The sequence below is a fragment of the Sphingomonas sp. IC4-52 genome (genome assembly GCF_020707225.1).
In the GTDB taxonomy this organism is placed as follows: Bacteria; Pseudomonadota; Alphaproteobacteria; order Sphingomonadales; family Sphingomonadaceae; genus Sphingomonas.
Genome location: NZ_JAJFEU010000007.1, coordinates 113638 through 131032, shown reverse-complemented (window position 1 = coordinate 131032; position 17395 = coordinate 113638). Strand labels below are relative to the sequence as shown.

Below are 17395 nucleotides of genomic sequence, written 5' to 3'. Positions count from 1 at the left end.
GGCGCATGTGAACACGGGCCCTGCCAAGCGATCGAACGTGCCAGACCATCGCCCGGAAGAACGGTCAGTTCCACTTCCGCACCGGAAATGCCGCATTTGCGCCCACTTGCGTTGGCAACTCTGCGGTACGGTAGGTAACACTCTCTGTTACGCATTTGTGAGGACGTCAGATTTCGTGAAAGTGCCTTTTCCGACCGGCGTCGCACTTCCTCCAAAGCCAGGGCCGCGCGCGGATCTGATGAGTGATCCGGGCGGCAAACAGCTCGCGCCTACGCCAAACTCCGCGTTCCGCTTCGAACGCGGCGCCGCGCGCGTGGGAATCATCAGCAATCCTCGCAGCCGCCGCAACTGGACGGTCGATCTGGAACGCAAGATCGGCCCGGGTGTGCTGGCCGCTGCCCCGACGACCAACGAGCAACTGGTGAAGACCTTACGTTCGTTCGCCGAGCAGGAACTCGAGCTGCTCGTCATCGACGGCGGCGACGGCACGGTGCGCGATGTCCTGAGCGCGGCCGCCGGCATCTACGGCGATGACTTGCCTCCGCTCGCCCTCCTTCCGTCAGGCAAGACGAACGCGCTAGCGCTGGATCTGGGAGTGCCGGTCGGCTGGTCGCTGCAGGACGCCGTTGCCGCGCAGGCGACCGGCCGCATCCAGACACGTGCTCCGATCGAGATCCGCCGCGACGCCGAGGAGCCGCTGTGCGGCTTCATCTTTGGCGTCGGTGGCTTTGTGATGGCCACCGAACTGGCACAAGGAACGCACCGTTTGGGCGCGATCGATGGTCTGGCCGTGGGTCTTTCGCTCGTTGGGGCGGTGGCGCAGACGTGCTTTGGCAGCCTGGCCAACCGCTGGCGGGTCGGTGAGCGGGTCGAGATCCTCGACTATCAGACCGGAGAGACCAGCGTCCGCAATCTGTACCTGCTGCTCGGCTCCACGCTCCAGCGGATGCCGCTTGGCATCAAGCCCTTGGGCAAGACGGGAGCCGGCTTTGACGTGCTGGCGGTCGATGCACCGCCCCGGCTCCTGCCCGTGGCTGCTGCCGCTATTGTCGCCGGCCGCGAAGGCGGCTGGCTGCAACGGCTGGGTTATCATCATGGCCATGACATACCGCCGGTTCAGCTGAAGCTGGAACGCGGCTTCATCCTTGATGGCGAGATGTTCCCTGGCGGCACGATCGATGTGCGGACGGGCTCGCCGATCCGGTTCGTTACGCCGTGAACCCCCTCACCGATTTCCTTGCCTCCGAGCTGGACCGGCCGGTCCCTCCGGAGGTGGAGCAGGCCGGCCGCGTGATCGCCAGCCGGCTGGGCGGCGTTGCGGTGCTGTTCTACGGATCGGTTCTTCGCACCGGCGACCTGACCGGGCTGCTCGACTTCTACGTCCTGCGGGAGGGCCGCTCGCGCAGCGCAGTGGGTCGGCTGCTGTGGCCGGACGTCAGCTATCATGAGGTAAACGTCGGGGGCAGGGTCGTCCGGGCCAAGGTCGCGACCATGCCCCTGGATACGTTCGCCCGCGCGGCACAAGGCGAAACGCTGGACACGACCGTGTGGGCGCGGTTCGTTCAGCCAGCCGCTCTGGTCTGGGCCAAGGGGGCGAGCTTCCGGCACAGGACGATCGAGGCCGTGGCGGACGCGGCAATGACCGCGTCGCGCTTCGCCGCGCTTCATGGGCCGGAACACGCCGATGCCATTACCTTCTGGCGCGCCCTGTTCCGGGCGACCTATGCGGCCGAGTTGCGCGTGGAAGCGCCCGGGCGGGAGGATCAGATCCTGGGATATGATCAGCTTCGCTACAAGACGCTCCTGCCGCTCGCCTGGCGAGAGGCGGGGGTCGATTTCGAGCAGCATGGCGACGATCTTTCCCCTCGCTTGCCCGAGCCGAAGATCATTGCGCTTGCCTCGGCCTGGCTGCGCCTGGAGCGCGCGGGCAAGCGCCTGAACCTGGCCCGGCTGATGAAGGCGGCATTCACCTTCGACGGGGCCACCCGCTACGCTGCCTGGAAGATCGAGCGGCATACCGGCATGCAAGTGATGGTGACCCCATTTCGTGAGCGGCACCCGATCATGGCGGCGCCGGGTGTGCTCTGGCAGCTATGGCGCCACACGGTGCTGCGATGATGCCGGCGGCGGTCGTGCTCGCCGGCTCGCGCGGTGGCACCGACCCGGTCGCCCAACATGCCGGTGTTTCCGACAAGGCGCTGATTGAACTCGGCAGCGAGACGATGCTTGCGCGCGTGCTTCGCGCACTGCGTGACGCAGGCGTGGCTGATGTGGCGGTGGCCGCAAACGGGCCTGCGGTAGCAGAAGAGGCGCAGCGTCACGGCGCGCGGATGCTGCCGGCGGCCGCTGGCCCCAGCGCGAGCACGGCTGAGGCGCTTGCCGCCTTGGGCGCGCCCCTGCTGGTCACGACCGGCGATCATGCACTTCTCCGCCCCGAGTGGGTGCGCAGCTTTGTCGCTGACGTGCCGGCGGGTACGGACGTTGCGGTGCTGCTCGCGCGCCAGGAGTCGGTAGAACGGGCCGCGCCCGGCTCGCGACGAACCTACCTGCGCTTTGCGGACGGCCATTGGTCCGGTTGCAACCTCTTCCTACTGGCGACGCCCCAGGCGGAAGCGGCAGTTCGGCTGTGGCAGGCGGTGGAACGCGATCGCAAGCGTCCATGGCGTATCGTCGGACGACTCGGCCCGGGGCTGCTGCTGCGCTATCTGATGGGTCGCCTGTCGCTGTCGGAGGCGATTGCAGCACTTGGGCGGCGCGCTGGCGTTGTCGCTACGGTGGTTGAGTGCCGGGACGGTCTCGCCGCCGTAGACGTGGACAAGCCGTCAGATCTCGATTTCGTCCGCGATCATCTCGGCAAAACGGCAGCCCGCACCTGACCTCTAGCGCTTCAGGCCTGCTCCCGCTCCGCCAGCAGCGGGCTTTCGGGTCGGGAGCGCAGCGCGACCACCAGCACCCCCGCCAGCGCCAGCATCGCGCCCGCGACCATTCTGAGATCCAGTCGATCGCCGGTAAGCATCACGCCGAACGCGATGGTGAACAGGGGCGTCATGAGGGTGAGCGGAGCGAGCAGATTGGCCTCGTACCTGCGGATCAGCCCGTAATAGCTGGTGTGGCCGATGACCGAGACCACCAACGCCGCAAACAGCACGGCGCCGACGAATGGCCAGCCGATCGCCGATGCACTGGTCCATTGTCCCTGCTCGAACAGAGCGGTGGCAAGCGCCAGCGGAAGGAAGGAGACGAGGCCCACCCAGGCCTGGAACCGCAAGGGGGCGACATCCTCCACCTGCTTCATCAGCACCGCGCCCAGCGAACCCGTGAAAGCAGCGCCCACCACGAACCACAGCCCGGCCGAAAGCGCCACGCCCTCCGGATTCCATACCACCAAGAGCACGCCTGCCAGGGTGAGCGCGATGCCGAGCCCCCGACGCCAATGGATCCGCTCCCCCAGCATCACGATGGAGAGCAACGTCGTGAAGGGAACGCCAATCTGGATCACCACTGCCGCTGCCGAAGGGCTCGCCGTCTGCAGACCGATGAACAGCAATGCGAAGTTGCCCGCGCCCATCAGCAGGCCAATCACGAGAATGCGCCAACGCGGCCGCGGCATGGGCAACAGCCACGGGATCGTTGCCGCGATCACCACCGCGAAACGGACGGCCGCAAAGAACAGCGGCGGCACGCCCCAATTGCCGACCACGATCTTGCTGAGGACATTGCTGTAGCCCCAGACGAGGCAGATCAGCACCAGCAAGAGGAAGTCGCGCAGTTTCATGCTGACACCGTTGGCAGAGCGGAAGGCTCGACACCAGCACGGTGACGTGGGGGTTCTTCATGCGCCGGTGCCTCGTCAGGCTCGGCCCACTTCCCTGGCCGGGCGGTCAGCGCACCTTTCCTGTCAGGCTCGGCCACGTTGTGATTGTGTGGGCAGAACCAGCCGTTCGACGAAGTTTCGGATCTCTCTGGTGCGACGTTCCGGAACGATGATCTCGCTATCCACGCCGAGGCGCCAGGCGAGGTCGAGACGATCCGGCGCTTCGTCCAGCGCTTCGATCAGCGCAGCATGGGCCGCCACCGCCGGTTCATCGGCAGCAAGGCCGTGTTCGATCAGGTCGTCGGCCTGCCGGCGCAAGGCGGCAGCCACCTCGAACAGGCTGATTTCGGGATGATATTGCACGCCCCAAAAGACACCCTGCCCGCATCTGATCTCGGCCGCCTGAACACTGGTGGTCGCGTTCGTGCACAAGAGGACGCTTCCCTCCGGCAGGCAGGACACTTCGTCGGTGTGGATAGCGGGTGCGTCGAACACCGGCGGCCTCCCGTTCATCAGGGGATGGCCAGCACCCTCACCCGTCAAGTAAAGGCGCCTTGCAAACCCCGCCTCCCGGCGCGGCTCCATCGGGCGAACACTTCCCCCGGCGGCGACTGTCGCGATCTGAAGGCCAGCACAGGATCCGAAAGCGGGGGTACCTGAGTCAAAGACTGCACGCATGAACTCCACCACGCGGCGCCCCTCCGGGGTGTCGTCATAAAGGTGCAGCGGAGAGCCGGTGAGGAATATGGCGTCTGCCGCCTGCAGTGCATCAAGCGCGGGCCGATCTACGGCACCGTCCGCCGGCGCGATGCGGGCCAGCTCGGCAGTCGGTGCGATGTGGCGCAAGACCGCCTCGTACGTCTCGCCGGAACTTCGGCCTACCGACGCGCGGCGCTTGTCGCGAGCTTCCGGGGGCTCGCTTTCCGCAATCAGGAATTTCAAGGGCTTGGTCACGCATTCGTCCTTTGGAGCGCTTCCCAACGGGTGACGCGCGCGTCCGCTCCGCGCGTAGTGGCGGAACCTGTCTTTTCGGGCAGATCGCTGCACCTCGGGTGGGCGTGTTGATCTAAAACCGGGTCCGCTCGTTGAAGCGCCGGCGTTTGCGCCACATCGTCGTTCGACAACAGGCCGACATCGGCCGGGAGGCTCTCGCTTGGCAATCACGCGCGTTATCGCCGGCGGCTATGCGGAGCAGGGCGCGGAGGGTCTGCGCCTCCTTCAGATCGACGGTGACCGGTTTACCCGGAACGATCTTGTCGCACCGATCGTGAACGTTTCCGCTGGTGTGCGAATACCCACGTCGAGCAAATGGCTGTTCGTCGATGAAACCGCCGGGTGCGTCAGGCTGGCAGACGCGAGCGACGAGTGGCGAGAGCTCGCGTCAGTGCCATCCGGGGGCGAAGGTCCCTGCCACCTGGCACTCGACGCCAATGCCACCCGTGTCGCGGCGGCCAACTATGACAGCGGCACGGTTGCGCTGTTCGAGCTGGACGCGGCCCACCATCCGCTCACCCCGCCGGTGCTGCACCAGAACCGGGGCCACGGCCCGGATCCAGATCGTCAGGAGAGCGCCCATGCACATTGGGTCGGCTTCGGCCCTGATGGCCGCCTGTACGTGGCGGATCTCGGGATCGATCAACTGCTGGCGTTTCGGGTACCGGGAGCGGCATCTCCGCTGGCAGAGCCGGCGCCGGTTCTGCGCGCACCCCCGGGTTCGGGGCCCCGCCAGCTTGCCTTCCACCCGTCGCTGCCGATCGCATATCTGGTCAGTGAACTGGCATCGACGCTGACTGTCCTGAGTATTGATGGCGAAAGGTTCGCGGTCGGTCAGACGCTTTCCACGCTGCCGGACAATTTCGCCGGGGAGAGCCTTGGCGGCGCCATCGCGATCAGGCCTGACGGCCGCCGTCTGTATGTCAGCAACCGCGGACATAACAGTGTCGCCACCTTTGCTCTCGACGCGAAGGGCCAAGCGACGCTCCTCGGCCATAGCTCCTGTGGCGGCAGTTCGCCGCGCTATCTGCTGTTGTTGCCGGACCAGCAGCGCCTGCTCGTCGCCCATGAGGAGGAGGGCGGCGTCACGCTTTTACCGGTCGACGCGGACGGCCTGCCGCAGCGTCCGGCGGACCGCGCCGACGTGCCGGGCGCGGCGTTTCTTGGCCTTGTTCCGGACTAAAACGGCCTGAACCCGCCTGGTCTCGGCCAGCACGCTCCAGCGCCTCGAACCACTCGGCATAGCGGCTGTTCCGGGCCATCCGCCGGTTCTCGTCCGGCGCGCCATCGTCCCACCACACTGGGCCACGTTCGCCTAGCGCGATCTTGGTTTCATCGACGCGGGCGCGGGCGGCCGCGAGCGCCGCCGGATCGTCGCCACGAAGGGCTGCTCGAACTGCCCGACGCGCTGCCATGAGCTCGGCCACAAGCGCGTCGCGCCGGGGCGAAGGGAGGTCGGGATTGGCGCGACGCCACAGCCGGCCGCGGACCACGAGATAGCGGCCGTCCGGTGTAACGGGCGGGTCGGACGACCGCCGATCGTTCCGCGGTTCGCGGGTCAGCGGCGGCGCGGCCACAACAGCGCCGCGCCGCAGATAGCGGCCACGGCGGTGACGCCGATCGCCACACCGGCAGCGCGGCGCTGATCGGGACGGCGCCTGCCCCCGTCGATGCCGCTGGCCGATCCCGGCGGGGTGAACAATGCGCCAGGTCCATCCTCGCCCGGTGGCGCCTTGTCAGACCAAGTGTCCATGAAGCCGCTCATCACCGCCGCCGACAGGTTCGGCACCGCGAACTGTCCGAGCTTCAGCGCGAGCGCCGGCGCGCCCACCGCCGTCGTGTTCCGCGGACGACTGGCCAGCCTGACCACCGCCTTTGCCACCGTTTCCGGCGCCAAGGCGCCGGGCGGGAGCGACAGCCTTGCGCCGCTGTAATTGCCGGCATGATCAATACCCGGCGTATCGACGAAGGTCGGATAGATATCGCACACGTGGATGTGCGGCTTCTTCGACAGCTCGCCCCGCAACGCCTCGCTGAAACCCCGCAGGCCGAACTTACTGGCGGCATAAGCGGCGGCATAAGGCGTCGCGACGAAGCCCCCGACCGAAATCATGTTCACCCACGTGCCCCGATCCTGCGCCAGAAAGATCGGCAGCACGGCGTGCACGTCGTTCATATGACTGATGAGATTGGTCTCGATCACCTGGCGGTGATCGGCGATGGGAACGTCTTCGTACCGGCCGACGACGCCCGCACCGACACAGCTGAACCAAAGGTCGATGCCGCCGAGAAGGTCTCGCGCCTCCGCCGCCAGAGCCGCGACGGCGGCTGCGTCGGTCGCATCCACCACCCGGACATGAGCAGTGCCGCCGGCCGCCTGGCACCGCGCGGCAATGTCGGCCAAACCAGCCTCCCCGCGCGCCGCCAACACCAGCGCCGCGCCAGCGCGGGCGAACTCGACCGCGGTGGCCGCGCCGATCCCGCTCGATGCGCCGGTAATGACGACGCGGTGCTGGCCGCTCATCGCCCGACCGCTTCCTTCACCTTGTCGGCCGCCTTCGCGAGCAGGCCTTTTTCGGCTTCCTCCGCCTCTCCCTTGGTCTTGAAGGCAGCGCCCTCGGGTTCGGCGGGCGGGGCATAAACCGAGAAGAGCTTCAGATCGCCCGACCCCTTGTTGACGATATTGTGCTCCGATCCCTTGGGCACGACCACCATATGGTTGGCGCCCGCCTTCGTGGAATGGCCATCGACCACGACCTGCGCCTCGCCGCTGACGATAAAGGTCGTCTGGTCCGCAGGGTGAGTTTCCATGCCGATCTCCTCGCCGGCCGGAATGCTCATCAGCACGATCTGCACCTTGCGATCACGATACACTTCCTTCTGCCAGAGCGTGTTCCGGCTCGTGAGATCGATCATATCCTTGTTGAAGATCGCCATGTCGCTGTCCTTTCGATTGTCATGGGAAAGGACGATCGCGGCGAGGCAGCGTTCCCTGTGCCTTACGATTCCCGGCCGGCCGGCGCATCGCGATGCGATTCGATCATCGCGCGCAGATCCACCCGCGCCTTCAGCCGCGCACATAGCAGGGCGGTGCCGCTCACCTTTCGCTGGGCAAACAAGGTGTCCACCGGCGGGACGTGCCAAGTCTCCCGATCACGGGCCATCGGCACGGCCTCTTCGCGCACCACCGTGACAAACCCGCGATCGCCAAAGTCGAAAGGGCCGGGCCGGTGAAGTTCCGCCACGATCACGTCGATCATTCGCGCGACGATCGCGTCATGCCGCTGTGCCGCCTGCTCCCCGAGGAAGCCGGCCGCGATCGCCGCCTCGCGCACCCGCTCCCGATCATCGTCCAGTGCGGTCATGAGCAATCGATGGTAGCCGGCGCGCGTCGCGCGCTCCACCGGCCGCGCCGCGCCGAAATCGAGCAGCACCAGCCGCCCCGTTTCCGCCTGCCACCGGTAATTGGCGAAATTGGGATCGGTCTGCATGAGGCCCCAGTCGAACAACTCACGCAGCACCAGCGAAATCAGCGCGCTGGCCGCGCGGTCGCGAACCGGTTGAGGCTCGCCCTCCAGCGCTTCGATCGGGGCGCCGGAGACAAAATCCATCGCCAGCACCTGTCTGGTGCTGAGTTCCCGCACGGCACCGGGCACGACATAAGCGGGATCATCGCCGATCAGCTGGCCGTAGCGCTCCAGCATGGCGAGTTCGCGCTCGTAATCCGCTTCATCGTGGAGCTGCTGCTTCGCTTCGGCGAGCAGCGGGGCGATGTCGATCTCCCGCGGCAGCAACCCGGACACCCGCAGCAACGTGGCGACATTGTCGACGTCCGCATCGATGCTGCTGGCGACACCGGGATATTGCACCTTGATCGCCAGCACGCGACCATCGGGCAGTTCCGCACGATGGACCTGGCCGATCGATGCGGCGGCAATCGGATGCGCCTGGAAATGCCGGAAGCGCCGCCGCCAGTCACGGCCCCATTCCGCCGCGAGCACCCGCTCAAGCTGCGCTGGCGGCATGTGATGCGCATTGTCGCGCAGTCGCGCCAGGATCTGCGTCAGCTCCGGCGGCAGCAACTCGCCCGCGTCCATGGAAATCATCTGGCCCAGCTTCATGGCCGCGCCGCGCAAATGGGACAGCTGGTCCGCAACACGCGCGGCATTGGCCGGCGTGAGCAGCAGGTCGCTCATCCGGGGGCGCTCGCCCGAGGCGAGCCGGCGAGTGCCCTCGGCCAGGACGCCGCCAGCGACTCCGCCCGCCAGCCGGCCAAAGCGGCCAAAGCGCGACAATCGCCCGCTTGGCACCGCCCGCCCCCGTCGATCGTCGGCCATGGTCTTCCTTTCACTGATCCTGCGTGCCGCCGCGCTTGCGCAGCAGACGCAACCGGAACCAAGCGCGGCGGATCGCCGGGCGTTCCACGATCATCGTCCATGCTCTGGCAATCCAATCTGCGCCAAGGTAGCTGGCCAGCCCGCAGCATGGTCGCCTGATGGCGACGGGTAACGAGACGAGAGTGGTTCGTGGTTGATAAGAGTTGGGGCAGCGCGGCGTCTCCGGGCTTTCGCATCCGCACGAACGACAGCCTCGAAGAACGTGCCGCCGAGCGGGCGCGGGCGCGCGAAGAACGGGCACGCGCACGCGTCGATACGGCCGCCGAACGGCTGGACGCGCGGGCCCAGGCACGCGAGGCACAGGCCGCCGAACGCGAGCGGATCAGGCAGGAGCGTCGCGAAGCCGAGGCCCAACTGGCGCTGAGTGACCCGCACAAGGCAGCCAGCCAGCGCAAGCGCGGCTCGGGCCGCAAGGATATCGTGCGCGTGCAACGCGACACCAGCAATTACACGATGGTCGTCAACGCCGACCGGATCCGAACGCTCGCCGAACGAGGCGCCTCCGTTGCAAGCCTCGCCTCGGTATTTGGCCTGACGATCGACCAGATCACAGAGGCACTCTCCGAAACTTCATCAGAGGAGGAGTGACGGGGAGTAAGATGGTTTGGAGGCGCCCCCGTTTTGCATCCATTACGGATGCAGGAGGCGAACGGCCCGCACGTGAAACGTGGTATATTAGTCGTCTCGGCGCCTGACGCTCATCAATCGAGCACAGTCATTGCCACTCATCGAATAGAAATAGTTCTTGAGTGGAGTGACTGCGCCCTCCCCACCTTTTTCTTACCTTTTATTATCGACAATTCGTCTTGCCGAATAGCGATAGTTGTTTAGTGTCGTCACTATAACAAAAATAAAGCGAGTCGCCCTGAACCAAGGGAGACACTAGGCATGCTTTCGCCAGACCCTGGACTAGCACAAACTGCGCACCTTTACCGCAGTTTGCGCTCGCTAGACTTGCCCTTGTCGGTCGTAGACAATACCCACCTGCACAAGCGCCTTCTCTCAGCTGCAAGAAGCCTTGGCGACCTTCGTAGGAAGCAGAAGCTGTTCTTCGGTCAGGCGGGGATGTTCAGCGATCCCGCCTGGGACATTCTGCTCAGCATTTTCATCGATGAGGGGAGCTCGCGGCCGTCCTACGTCAAGAGTGTGACGGTCGGGGCGGAACTTCCCGATACTACTGCCCTGGAGTGGATCAGGCGACTGGAGCATTGCGGCCTGATCGTCGGTCGGCCGGATCCGGCAGATCGCCGCCGGCGCTTGCTGTCCCTCACCCCGTCCGGGCGCAACGGGATCGTTGCCGTCCTCCTCTCGCTTCTCGCGGAGGTCGGGCAATGAGCGCGCCGGCCGCGAGCCACGACTGCTGGGAAGGCGACGCGCCCGCACGCCCCGCATCGCCGCCCCGTCCAGGCACATCGCAGGGGGGCCAGCGAGATGCGCAGCGGGACGGGCTCAGTGGCGCAGCTTCGGCCGCCCCCTACCCACCGGCCCGGCCATTCCGGACTGCGGTCCTCATCCGCGCCATGGCACGAGCGATCGTGAAAGTGCTTTCGGCGATGGAGCTCATCGAACCCCGCCAGGATCGGCCGGACCAGGCGACGGCGCAAGGACCCCTCGAGCCGTAGGGGTCCACTCCCAGGTAAGGCAGCAGGCGCCGGCGTCAACCACCTGATAGTATCCGCTGCGCCACCGGTCCGCGACAGAAGATCCGCGGCGCGCAGGGCAAAACCTTTCAATCGCAAAGGTACGCCGCGGGCCAAGCGCGGACCCATACTCCTTAACTATATTCATCAGACCCAATTACATCGGTTTACGATTATTATCCGATCACTGGGATGTATGTGAACGATCACGACATCAACTATCACGTCCTCGGTTGATCTTACGACTCATCTTGTCGGACGGTCTTCTTCAACAGGGAACGAGCCGAGGCAAGGATTTCCAGGATAGACGCACTCTATACCTAGTCTTGGCGCCGATCCTGGTCCCTCCGCTGAAAGCCGCCTCCGCAACGGGCAGGAGAAGAAGCTTGGCGAACATCACTCTTACCAATGGTCAGGAACTGGCCGTCGGCAATCCGGACGAAGACGATATTTTCATCGGGAACGAGGACAATTTCGACGCAGGCGATATCCTTTTCGGCGACACCGGCTTTGATCGCTTCCGCTTCTTCGCCGATGGCGATTACGGAGGACGGACCCAGGTCACCTACGGCGCTTTCGAGCTGAGGAGCATTGAGCGGTTCGAAGTTACCAACGATTCAACCGCGCAGCTGATCTTCGACATGTCGGGTTCGGCGCAGACCAGCCGCTATGCCGTGACCAACAGTACGAATTCGGTCCGGTTCACCCAGATCGCCAAGATCAATGCCGGTACATCGCTGGATGTTGTCGATACGACGGAAGCGGGCACCACGGACGTTGAAATGCTGTTTCGCGACCGGGTGGTCACCGGCGCCAACGATCAGGTCAAGGTCAACATCACCCGCACCGACGTCAGCGCTATCCGGATCGGTAGCGTCAGCTCGGGCAATTCCGGGATCGAAACGATCAACCTGATGGTGCGGGGCAACTCCGTCATCGACCGTCTGGATACGAACCTCACCACCCTGAACATCAGCGGCACTGGCAGCATCGCGATCGCAACCGCGCTCAACGACACGGTGCGGGTCATCGATGCCACCGCCGCGGCGGGACGACTGAGCCTCAGCTTCGCGAACAATCTGGCTGGCGCTGCGGTGATCGGCAGCACGGGCGCGGACACGATCATCGGCGGCAGTGGCGATGACCGCATCGATACGCGCAGCGGCAACGATTACGTCAACGCCGCCGGGGGCAACAACACCGTCTTCACTGGCGACGGCAGCGACGTGATCGACGCCGGCGGCGGCGAGGACTTCATCGATGCTGGCACTGGCGACGACAGGATTTCCGCAGGGGCCGGGCGCAACGTCATCAACGCTGGCGCTGGTCGCGACGTGATCTTCTCGGGCGGCGATCGCGACATGATCGACGGCGGCGATGGCGACGATTACATCGATAGCGGCGACGCACCCGCCCTCGGCCTGCTTCGCGAAGAGATTGACGCAGGTGCCGGCAGCGACGTCATCGTCGTGGGCACAGGCCGGCACGATGTGGACGGCGGTAGCGGCAACGATACGATCAATGTCGGCGACAGCCTGGATGCGCGCAACGATGTGTCGGGCATCCCGGTGGATATCGTGAACGGCGGCGCGGGCAACGACACGCTGCAGATCAATGCCCTTGGCGGGTCGGATCGTGACGACGACGCTCGCCTGGAGAATGTCAGCTCGATCGAGACGCTGCAGCTGCTCACCAGTGGCGACACCTGGCTGGGCGGCAACAACAACGCCTTGAACCAGGGCGGACTGAACAATGCAGAACAAGCCGGTATCCGTCGTCTTGCCCTGCTCAGCGGCGGCGATGACGTTGTTGATGCGAGCAGTTTCGACCGCGGCCTTCAGATCAGCACCAGTGCAGGCGGTGCCGACACGGTGACATCCGGTCGCGGCGACGATGGCTTCACCTGGAATGACCAGCTGACGGACGGCGATGATCTGGATGGCGGCGAAGGGACGGATTCGCTGACGGTGAACTTCACCACCGCGCTGACCACCGCCAGCCTCATCAGCAATTTCGAACAGATCAATCTGCTCAGCGGCTATGGCAGTCGCAACGCGCCGGCGACCTACAATCTGGTTCTGGACAACGACAACGCGCCCACCCCCGGCGGCACGCTGACGATCCGGGCGGTCCAGCTGTCCGATGGGCCGCTTGGTGCGGAAACGCTGACGCTCGACGGCTCAGCGGTTACCAGCTTCGCCTTCAACGTCACCGGCGGCCGCGCCAACGACGTGATTCAGGGCGGTGCGCTTTCCGACACCATCGCCGCCGGACAAGGCGATGATACCGTGTTCGCGGTGGGCGGCGACATCGTCGACGGCCAGGCCGGTTCCGACACCATCATCCTGGTGTCCGGCAATAACGTCGCCGTTGGCGGCGGCGGTGCCGACAGCATCACCCTGGGCACCGGCAGCGACAATGTCGATGGAGGCGCCGGCAACGACACGATCGTCTCGGGCAATCGGACTATTGCCGACCAGCTTACGGCGGCGGACACGATCAACGGGGGCGCACTCGGCAACGACGCGCTGGTCGTGCAGGGCGCAGCGCTGGGCGATACTGCCTTCACCAACGTCAGCGACATCGAGCGCCTCATCGTTCTGGGGACCGGCAGCAACGTTCAGATCGGGAGGGAAGCCGAAGAAGGCGGCATTCGCGCGGTCTATCTCAACAATGCCGGCCGAGTCGGCGACACGCTGGACGCCGGGCAATATGCCGCCGACTTGCTGGTCGTCGCGTCCGCGGGCGGGAATGACCGGATCATCACTGGCAGCGGCAATGACACGGTGGAGGCTGGTGTCGGCAGTCAGTCGGTCTCATCGGGGGCCGGCAACGACACGCTGATCGTCGATGGCAACGAACTGGATATCAGCGACGGCTTCGACGGCGGTGCGGGCGACGACACCGTGCTCCTCAACAACATCGATGCGCAAGGCGACGGGCGTGCTGTAAGTGCCGCGGTCAATCTCGACCTGGTCCGCAATGTCGAACTGTATCGCCTGGCAGGCAATGGCAGCGATCCGTCCACCCCGCCGGCCGGCGACGACGCCGATGTCTATGCGCTGAGCTTCCAGGGAAGCGTGGCGGGGGGTGTCGGATCGCTCGTCAACATCACGGTCGATTCCTCTTTGCTGATCGACACGCTCGACACGATGCGAGTCACGCTGGACGACGATCTGCGCGACGCCGACTATCAGCTGACGATCCGCGGCTCGGCAGCGACCACCGAGGTGTTCAAGAACAACGTCGGGACAAACAACAACATCCGCTTCCAGGGCGGCAGCGGAATCGATCGCCTGTACGTGAGCGGCGGCGATCTTGGCTCGACGATCACCTTCAACGGCAATGGCGGCATCGACGCAGTGGTGCAGACGGGCGGCCTGATCACCGACGACAGCTATGGCGATGCGAATAACGACACTGTCGGCGTGCGCGCCGTGGAGATGCTGGAAAGCACAGCCACGACAGGCGTGAACGCGATTCTGGGGGATCGCGCGTCCGCCTCCGGGCTTCAGACCGTCAATTTCTCAAACCGGAACAACCGGGTGCTGCTGGACGGCGGGTTCACCACAGCGCTGACGATCAACCTGGCCGGGGGCGACGACACGGTGGTGGGATCGTTCAACGGTTCGGTTTCAAGTGCCGCAGTGACTTTCGTGGGGGACACCGGTGAGTTCACCACGGGTGACAATCTACAGGGCGGCGCCGGCATCGGCGACATCGCCCGGATCACAGTCACCGGCGACAATGAGGTTGCCGACCTCACCAACCTCACCGAAGTGGAAACGATCAACATGGTGGTCGGCGCTTCTGCCGCATCGGTCTTCACGTCCACGACCCTGGTCCTCGATACCAGCGCGAACGATATCGCCGGTGACACACAGACGATTTCTGCCGCAACGAATGCCGGCTCCTTCGGGGATGCTTATTTCATCAGTGCTGCGGCGGCGACGGCCAACCTCGCCATCAACCTGGCGACGACTGGTACGCCCAATGTCGATTACGTCATCACCGGCACCGGCAATGACGTGATCAATCTCGGTGCTGCAGGATCGGGCGGTTCCACCTACGGCTTTGCACTTCCGGCGGACCAGGATCGCGTCGCAGGCGGTGATGGGGATGATCTGGTCACGGGTGTTGCGGGCTCCATCTCGACCGGCGCGGGCGCGGATACGGTGCTGCTCAGCGGGGCCACCACCGACCAGGATTCGCGCGTCAACCTTGGCGGCGGGGACGATGTTGCCACCCTCAGCGGCGGAGATGACCGTGTGCAGGGCGATGCCGGCAACGACACCCTGTTTGGCGGTGCCGGCAATGACGTGCTCAGCGGTGGCATTGGCCAGGATGTGATCACCGGCGATGGAGGTGACGACGTGATCCACGGCGGCGCCGACGCCGACACGTTAACCGGCGGGAGCGGAAGCGACGTGTTCGTCTTTACCTCCGGCCTGGACAGCGCCACGCCGCAGACCCGCGACACGGTTACGGACTTCCTGTCTGGCACCGACCGGATCGACTTGCGCTGGCTCCAGGAAGCGACCGGCCTGAGCAATGTCGAGTTCCTCGGCAATGTGTTCGACTTCGCCGACGCCCAAACGTCGGTGACGGCGGGGGAAGGCGCGCTTCAGCTGGTCTTCGAAACAAGCCGCAGCATCCTGTGGGCGGACGTCAACGACGACGGAGTGCTCGACGGTTTGGACATCCAGATCAAACTGGACGGCGTTTCATCCCTGGTGGCGCAAGATGTGTTCGCCGTGGCGGGACAGGATGCGGTCACTGGCGGCGGCACCGCGGCGTTTGATGCAAGCTTTGGCCTCAATGCAGGCTTCTTCGTCCAGGATGCCGGCACCACCATTCTGCCGTGATCCGTTGACGATCGTTCCCGCTGCCCACCGCTGCGGGAACGTGTTGAACGAACAGGGCGCGTCAGTCTGGCGGGCTGGCGCGCCCTGCCGTTTCATCGGGCCCTCGAGGCCGGACAATGAACCGGCTCGAAAGTCGTAATCCCACTGCTGCGCCAACGTGCGGGCACAGGCACCACAGTGCCGGCCCGTAGGGTCCGCGGCCGGCACGACGGCAAGCGGACGGGCGCTCCTTGTATTGACAAACCAATCCCCGGCAATGACAGCTTTCCGTAACGACAAGGATCCGCACCGTTCAGGTGACAGGAGCCAGCCAAAGTGTCTTCACGGCACAAGGGAGAGGATGTTGAGTGTTCGATTAGGGGGCGCGTGCGCGTTCCTTTGCCGGGCCGTGACGTCTTCATGGATTGATCACGGAGGCTTTCATGGCTCGATTGAAATTTGGCGCGTTTATCGCCCCTCACCATCCCATTGGTGAGCACCCCATGCTTCAGATGCGCAGCGACATTCAGCTGGCCAAGCATCTCGACGAGCTGGGCTATGACGAATTCTGGGTTGGGGAACATCATTCCACCGGGTGGGAAGTGATTGCGTCGCCCGAGTTGTTCCTCGCCGCAGTGGGCGAACAGACCCAGCGCATTCGCCTGGGCACCGGCGTCGTCTCCCTGCCGTATCACCATCCCTTCAATGTGGCGCAGCGGATCGTTCAGCTGGATCATATGACCCGCGGGCGCGTGATCTTCGGCACCGGGCCCGGCGCCCTGCCGTCCGACGCCTATATGCTGGGCATCGATCCGATGACCCAGCGCGATCGGCAGGATGAGGCGATTGGCGTCATCCGCCGGCTTTTCGCCGGGGAACGGGTGACCCATGAGAGCGACTGGTTCACGCTGCGCGACGCGCGGCTGCAGCTGTTCCCCTTGCAGGAAGACCTGCCGTTCGTCGTGGCATCATCGATCAGCCCTTCGGGCATGACGCTGGCGGGCAAATACGGCATCGGCGCCCTGTCCATCGGGTCCAATTCCGAGGCCGGGCTCGCCGCCCTGCCCACGCAATGGGGCTTTGCCGAGGAAGCCGCGGCGAAATCGGGCAAGACGGTCAGCCGCAACGACTGGCGCGTGCTGATGTCGTGGCACATCGCCGAAACCCGCGAGGAAGCGCGGGCGCAGGCCGGCGCCGGGCTGATGCGCTGGCACAACGAATATACGGTCGGCACGCTGATGCGCCCCGGTGCCCAGCCCTTCACGTCGCCGGACCACGCGGTTGACCAGACCGCGTTCGTGGATGGAGCGGCGGCGGTGATCGGCACGCCCGACGATCTGGTGGCGGCGATCCGCAAGCTTCATGCCTCCGCGGGCGGCTTTGGCACCGTACTGGGCTTTGCCCATGACTGGGCCAACCGGGAAAATACGCTGCGCAGCTGGGACCTCGTCGCACGCTACGTGATCCCGGAGATCCACGGCCTGCTCGACGGATATCGCACCTCGCGCCAGTATGTGATCGATCACCGGGAGTCCTTCGAACGCGCCGGCCAGGCCGTTCTCTCCAAGATCATGGCGCACGAGGGCGCCGCCGCCGCGCTCAAGGCAGGCCAGGAAGGCGGGGTCGCGATGCGCTCCCCCAACGCGCCGGATCTGAACAAGGCCGCGGAAGCACTGAAGAACTGATCGTCGATCACGGCGACAATAA

The 17395-nt window shown here is 65.3% G+C and carries 13 protein-coding genes; 8 read left to right on the top strand and 5 right to left on the bottom strand.

The features are described 5' to 3' along the window. Positions 1-238 precede the first annotated feature (238 nt). Genes LK535_RS15650 through LK535_RS15640 form a run of 3 tightly spaced genes read left to right on the top strand, consistent with a single transcriptional unit; the run spans position 239 to position 2876 of the window. Positions 239-1219: a diacylglycerol/lipid kinase family protein gene (locus LK535_RS15650; RefSeq protein ID WP_227772858.1), complete on the top strand. Its 981-nt coding sequence runs from the start codon at positions 239-241 to the stop codon at positions 1217-1219. Beyond that, positions 1216-2118: a hypothetical protein gene (locus tag LK535_RS15645; protein ID WP_227772857.1), complete on the top strand. Its 903-nt coding sequence runs from the start codon at positions 1216-1218 to the stop codon at positions 2116-2118. The genes LK535_RS15650 and LK535_RS15645 overlap by 4 nt, the downstream gene beginning before the upstream one ends. Further along, positions 2115-2876, top strand: coding sequence for an NTP transferase domain-containing protein (locus LK535_RS15640; RefSeq protein ID WP_227772856.1), 762 nt, complete (start codon positions 2115-2117; stop codon positions 2874-2876). The genes LK535_RS15645 and LK535_RS15640 overlap by 4 nt, the downstream gene beginning before the upstream one ends. 11 nt (positions 2877-2887) lie before the next feature. Here the strand turns inward: LK535_RS15640 and LK535_RS15635 are convergent, their stop codons facing one another. After that, positions 2888-3775: a DMT family transporter gene (locus tag LK535_RS15635; protein WP_227772855.1), complete on the bottom strand. Its 888-nt coding sequence runs from the start codon at positions 3773-3775 to the stop codon at positions 2888-2890. 123 nt (positions 3776-3898) lie between these two features. Continuing rightward, positions 3899-4768 carry a type 1 glutamine amidotransferase gene (locus LK535_RS15630; RefSeq protein WP_227772854.1) on the bottom strand — a complete coding sequence of 290 codons (870 nt, stop codon included), beginning with the start codon at positions 4766-4768 and terminating at the stop codon, positions 3899-3901. 199 nt (positions 4769-4967) lie between these two features. Here LK535_RS15630 and LK535_RS15625 point away from each other — a divergent pair, with 199 nt between their 5' ends. Then, on the top strand, positions 4968-5990 hold the full coding sequence (locus LK535_RS15625) for a lactonase family protein (protein ID WP_227772853.1): 1023 nt from the start codon (positions 4968-4970) through the stop codon (positions 5988-5990). Positions 5991-6365: 375 nt separating this feature from the next. Here LK535_RS15625 and LK535_RS15615 read toward each other — a convergent pair whose 3' ends face one another. The 3 genes from LK535_RS15615 to LK535_RS15605 form a co-directional block, all read right to left on the bottom strand. Continuing rightward, the gene (locus tag LK535_RS15615; RefSeq protein WP_227772852.1) at positions 6366-7331 is read right to left on the bottom strand and encodes an SDR family oxidoreductase; all 966 of its coding nucleotides are present in this window, start codon (positions 7329-7331) and stop codon (positions 6366-6368) included. Then, entirely contained in the window at positions 7328-7744 is a 417-nt protein-coding gene (locus LK535_RS15610) for a cupin domain-containing protein (RefSeq protein ID WP_227772851.1), read from the bottom strand. The genes LK535_RS15615 and LK535_RS15610 overlap by 4 nt, the downstream gene beginning before the upstream one ends. Before the next feature lie 62 nt (positions 7745-7806). After that, a complete protein-coding gene (locus tag LK535_RS15605; protein ID WP_227772850.1) occupies positions 7807-9144 on the bottom strand; it encodes an ABC1 kinase family protein in 1338 nt (445 codons plus the stop codon). A 189-nt stretch (positions 9145-9333) separates the two neighbouring features. Here LK535_RS15605 and LK535_RS15600 point away from each other — a divergent pair, with 189 nt between their 5' ends. The 4 genes from LK535_RS15600 (at position 9334) to LK535_RS15585 (ending at position 17373) form a co-directional block, all read left to right on the top strand. Next, on the top strand, positions 9334-9792 hold the full coding sequence (locus LK535_RS15600; protein ID WP_227772849.1) for a hypothetical protein: 459 nt from the start codon (positions 9334-9336) through the stop codon (positions 9790-9792). A 477-nt stretch (positions 9793-10269) separates the two neighbouring features. Further along, positions 10270-10539 (top strand): winged helix DNA-binding protein, encoded by a 270-nt coding sequence (locus tag LK535_RS15595; protein WP_227772848.1) that lies wholly within the window; start codon positions 10270-10272, stop codon positions 10537-10539. A 691-nt stretch (positions 10540-11230) separates the two neighbouring features. Beyond that, entirely contained in the window at positions 11231-15709 is a 4479-nt protein-coding gene (locus tag LK535_RS15590; protein ID WP_227772847.1) for a beta strand repeat-containing protein, read from the top strand. A 422-nt stretch (positions 15710-16131) separates the two neighbouring features. Continuing rightward, the gene (locus LK535_RS15585) at positions 16132-17373 is read left to right on the top strand and encodes an LLM class flavin-dependent oxidoreductase (protein WP_227772846.1); all 1242 of its coding nucleotides are present in this window, start codon (positions 16132-16134) and stop codon (positions 17371-17373) included. Positions 17374-17395 lie beyond the last annotated feature (22 nt).

Coding starts and splice junctions, on each gene's coding strand:
- LK535_RS15610 (WP_227772851.1), bottom strand. CDS start 7,744: ATGGCGATCTTCAACAAGGATATGATCGATCTCACGAGCCGGAACACG.
- LK535_RS15605 (WP_227772850.1), bottom strand. CDS start 9,144: ATGGCCGACGATCGACGGGGGCGGGCGGTGCCAAGCGGGCGATTGTCG.
- LK535_RS15650 (WP_227772858.1), top strand. CDS start 239: ATGAGTGATCCGGGCGGCAAACAGCTCGCGCCTACGCCAAACTCCGCG.
- LK535_RS15635 (WP_227772855.1), bottom strand. CDS start 3,775: ATGAAACTGCGCGACTTCCTCTTGCTGGTGCTGATCTGCCTCGTCTGG.
- LK535_RS15640 (WP_227772856.1), top strand. CDS start 2,115: ATGATGCCGGCGGCGGTCGTGCTCGCCGGCTCGCGCGGTGGCACCGAC.
- LK535_RS15585 (WP_227772846.1), top strand. CDS start 16,132: ATGGCTCGATTGAAATTTGGCGCGTTTATCGCCCCTCACCATCCCATT.
- LK535_RS15595 (WP_227772848.1), top strand. CDS start 10,270: ATGTTCAGCGATCCCGCCTGGGACATTCTGCTCAGCATTTTCATCGAT.
- LK535_RS15615 (WP_227772852.1), bottom strand. CDS start 7,331: ATGAGCGGCCAGCACCGCGTCGTCATTACCGGCGCATCGAGCGGGATC.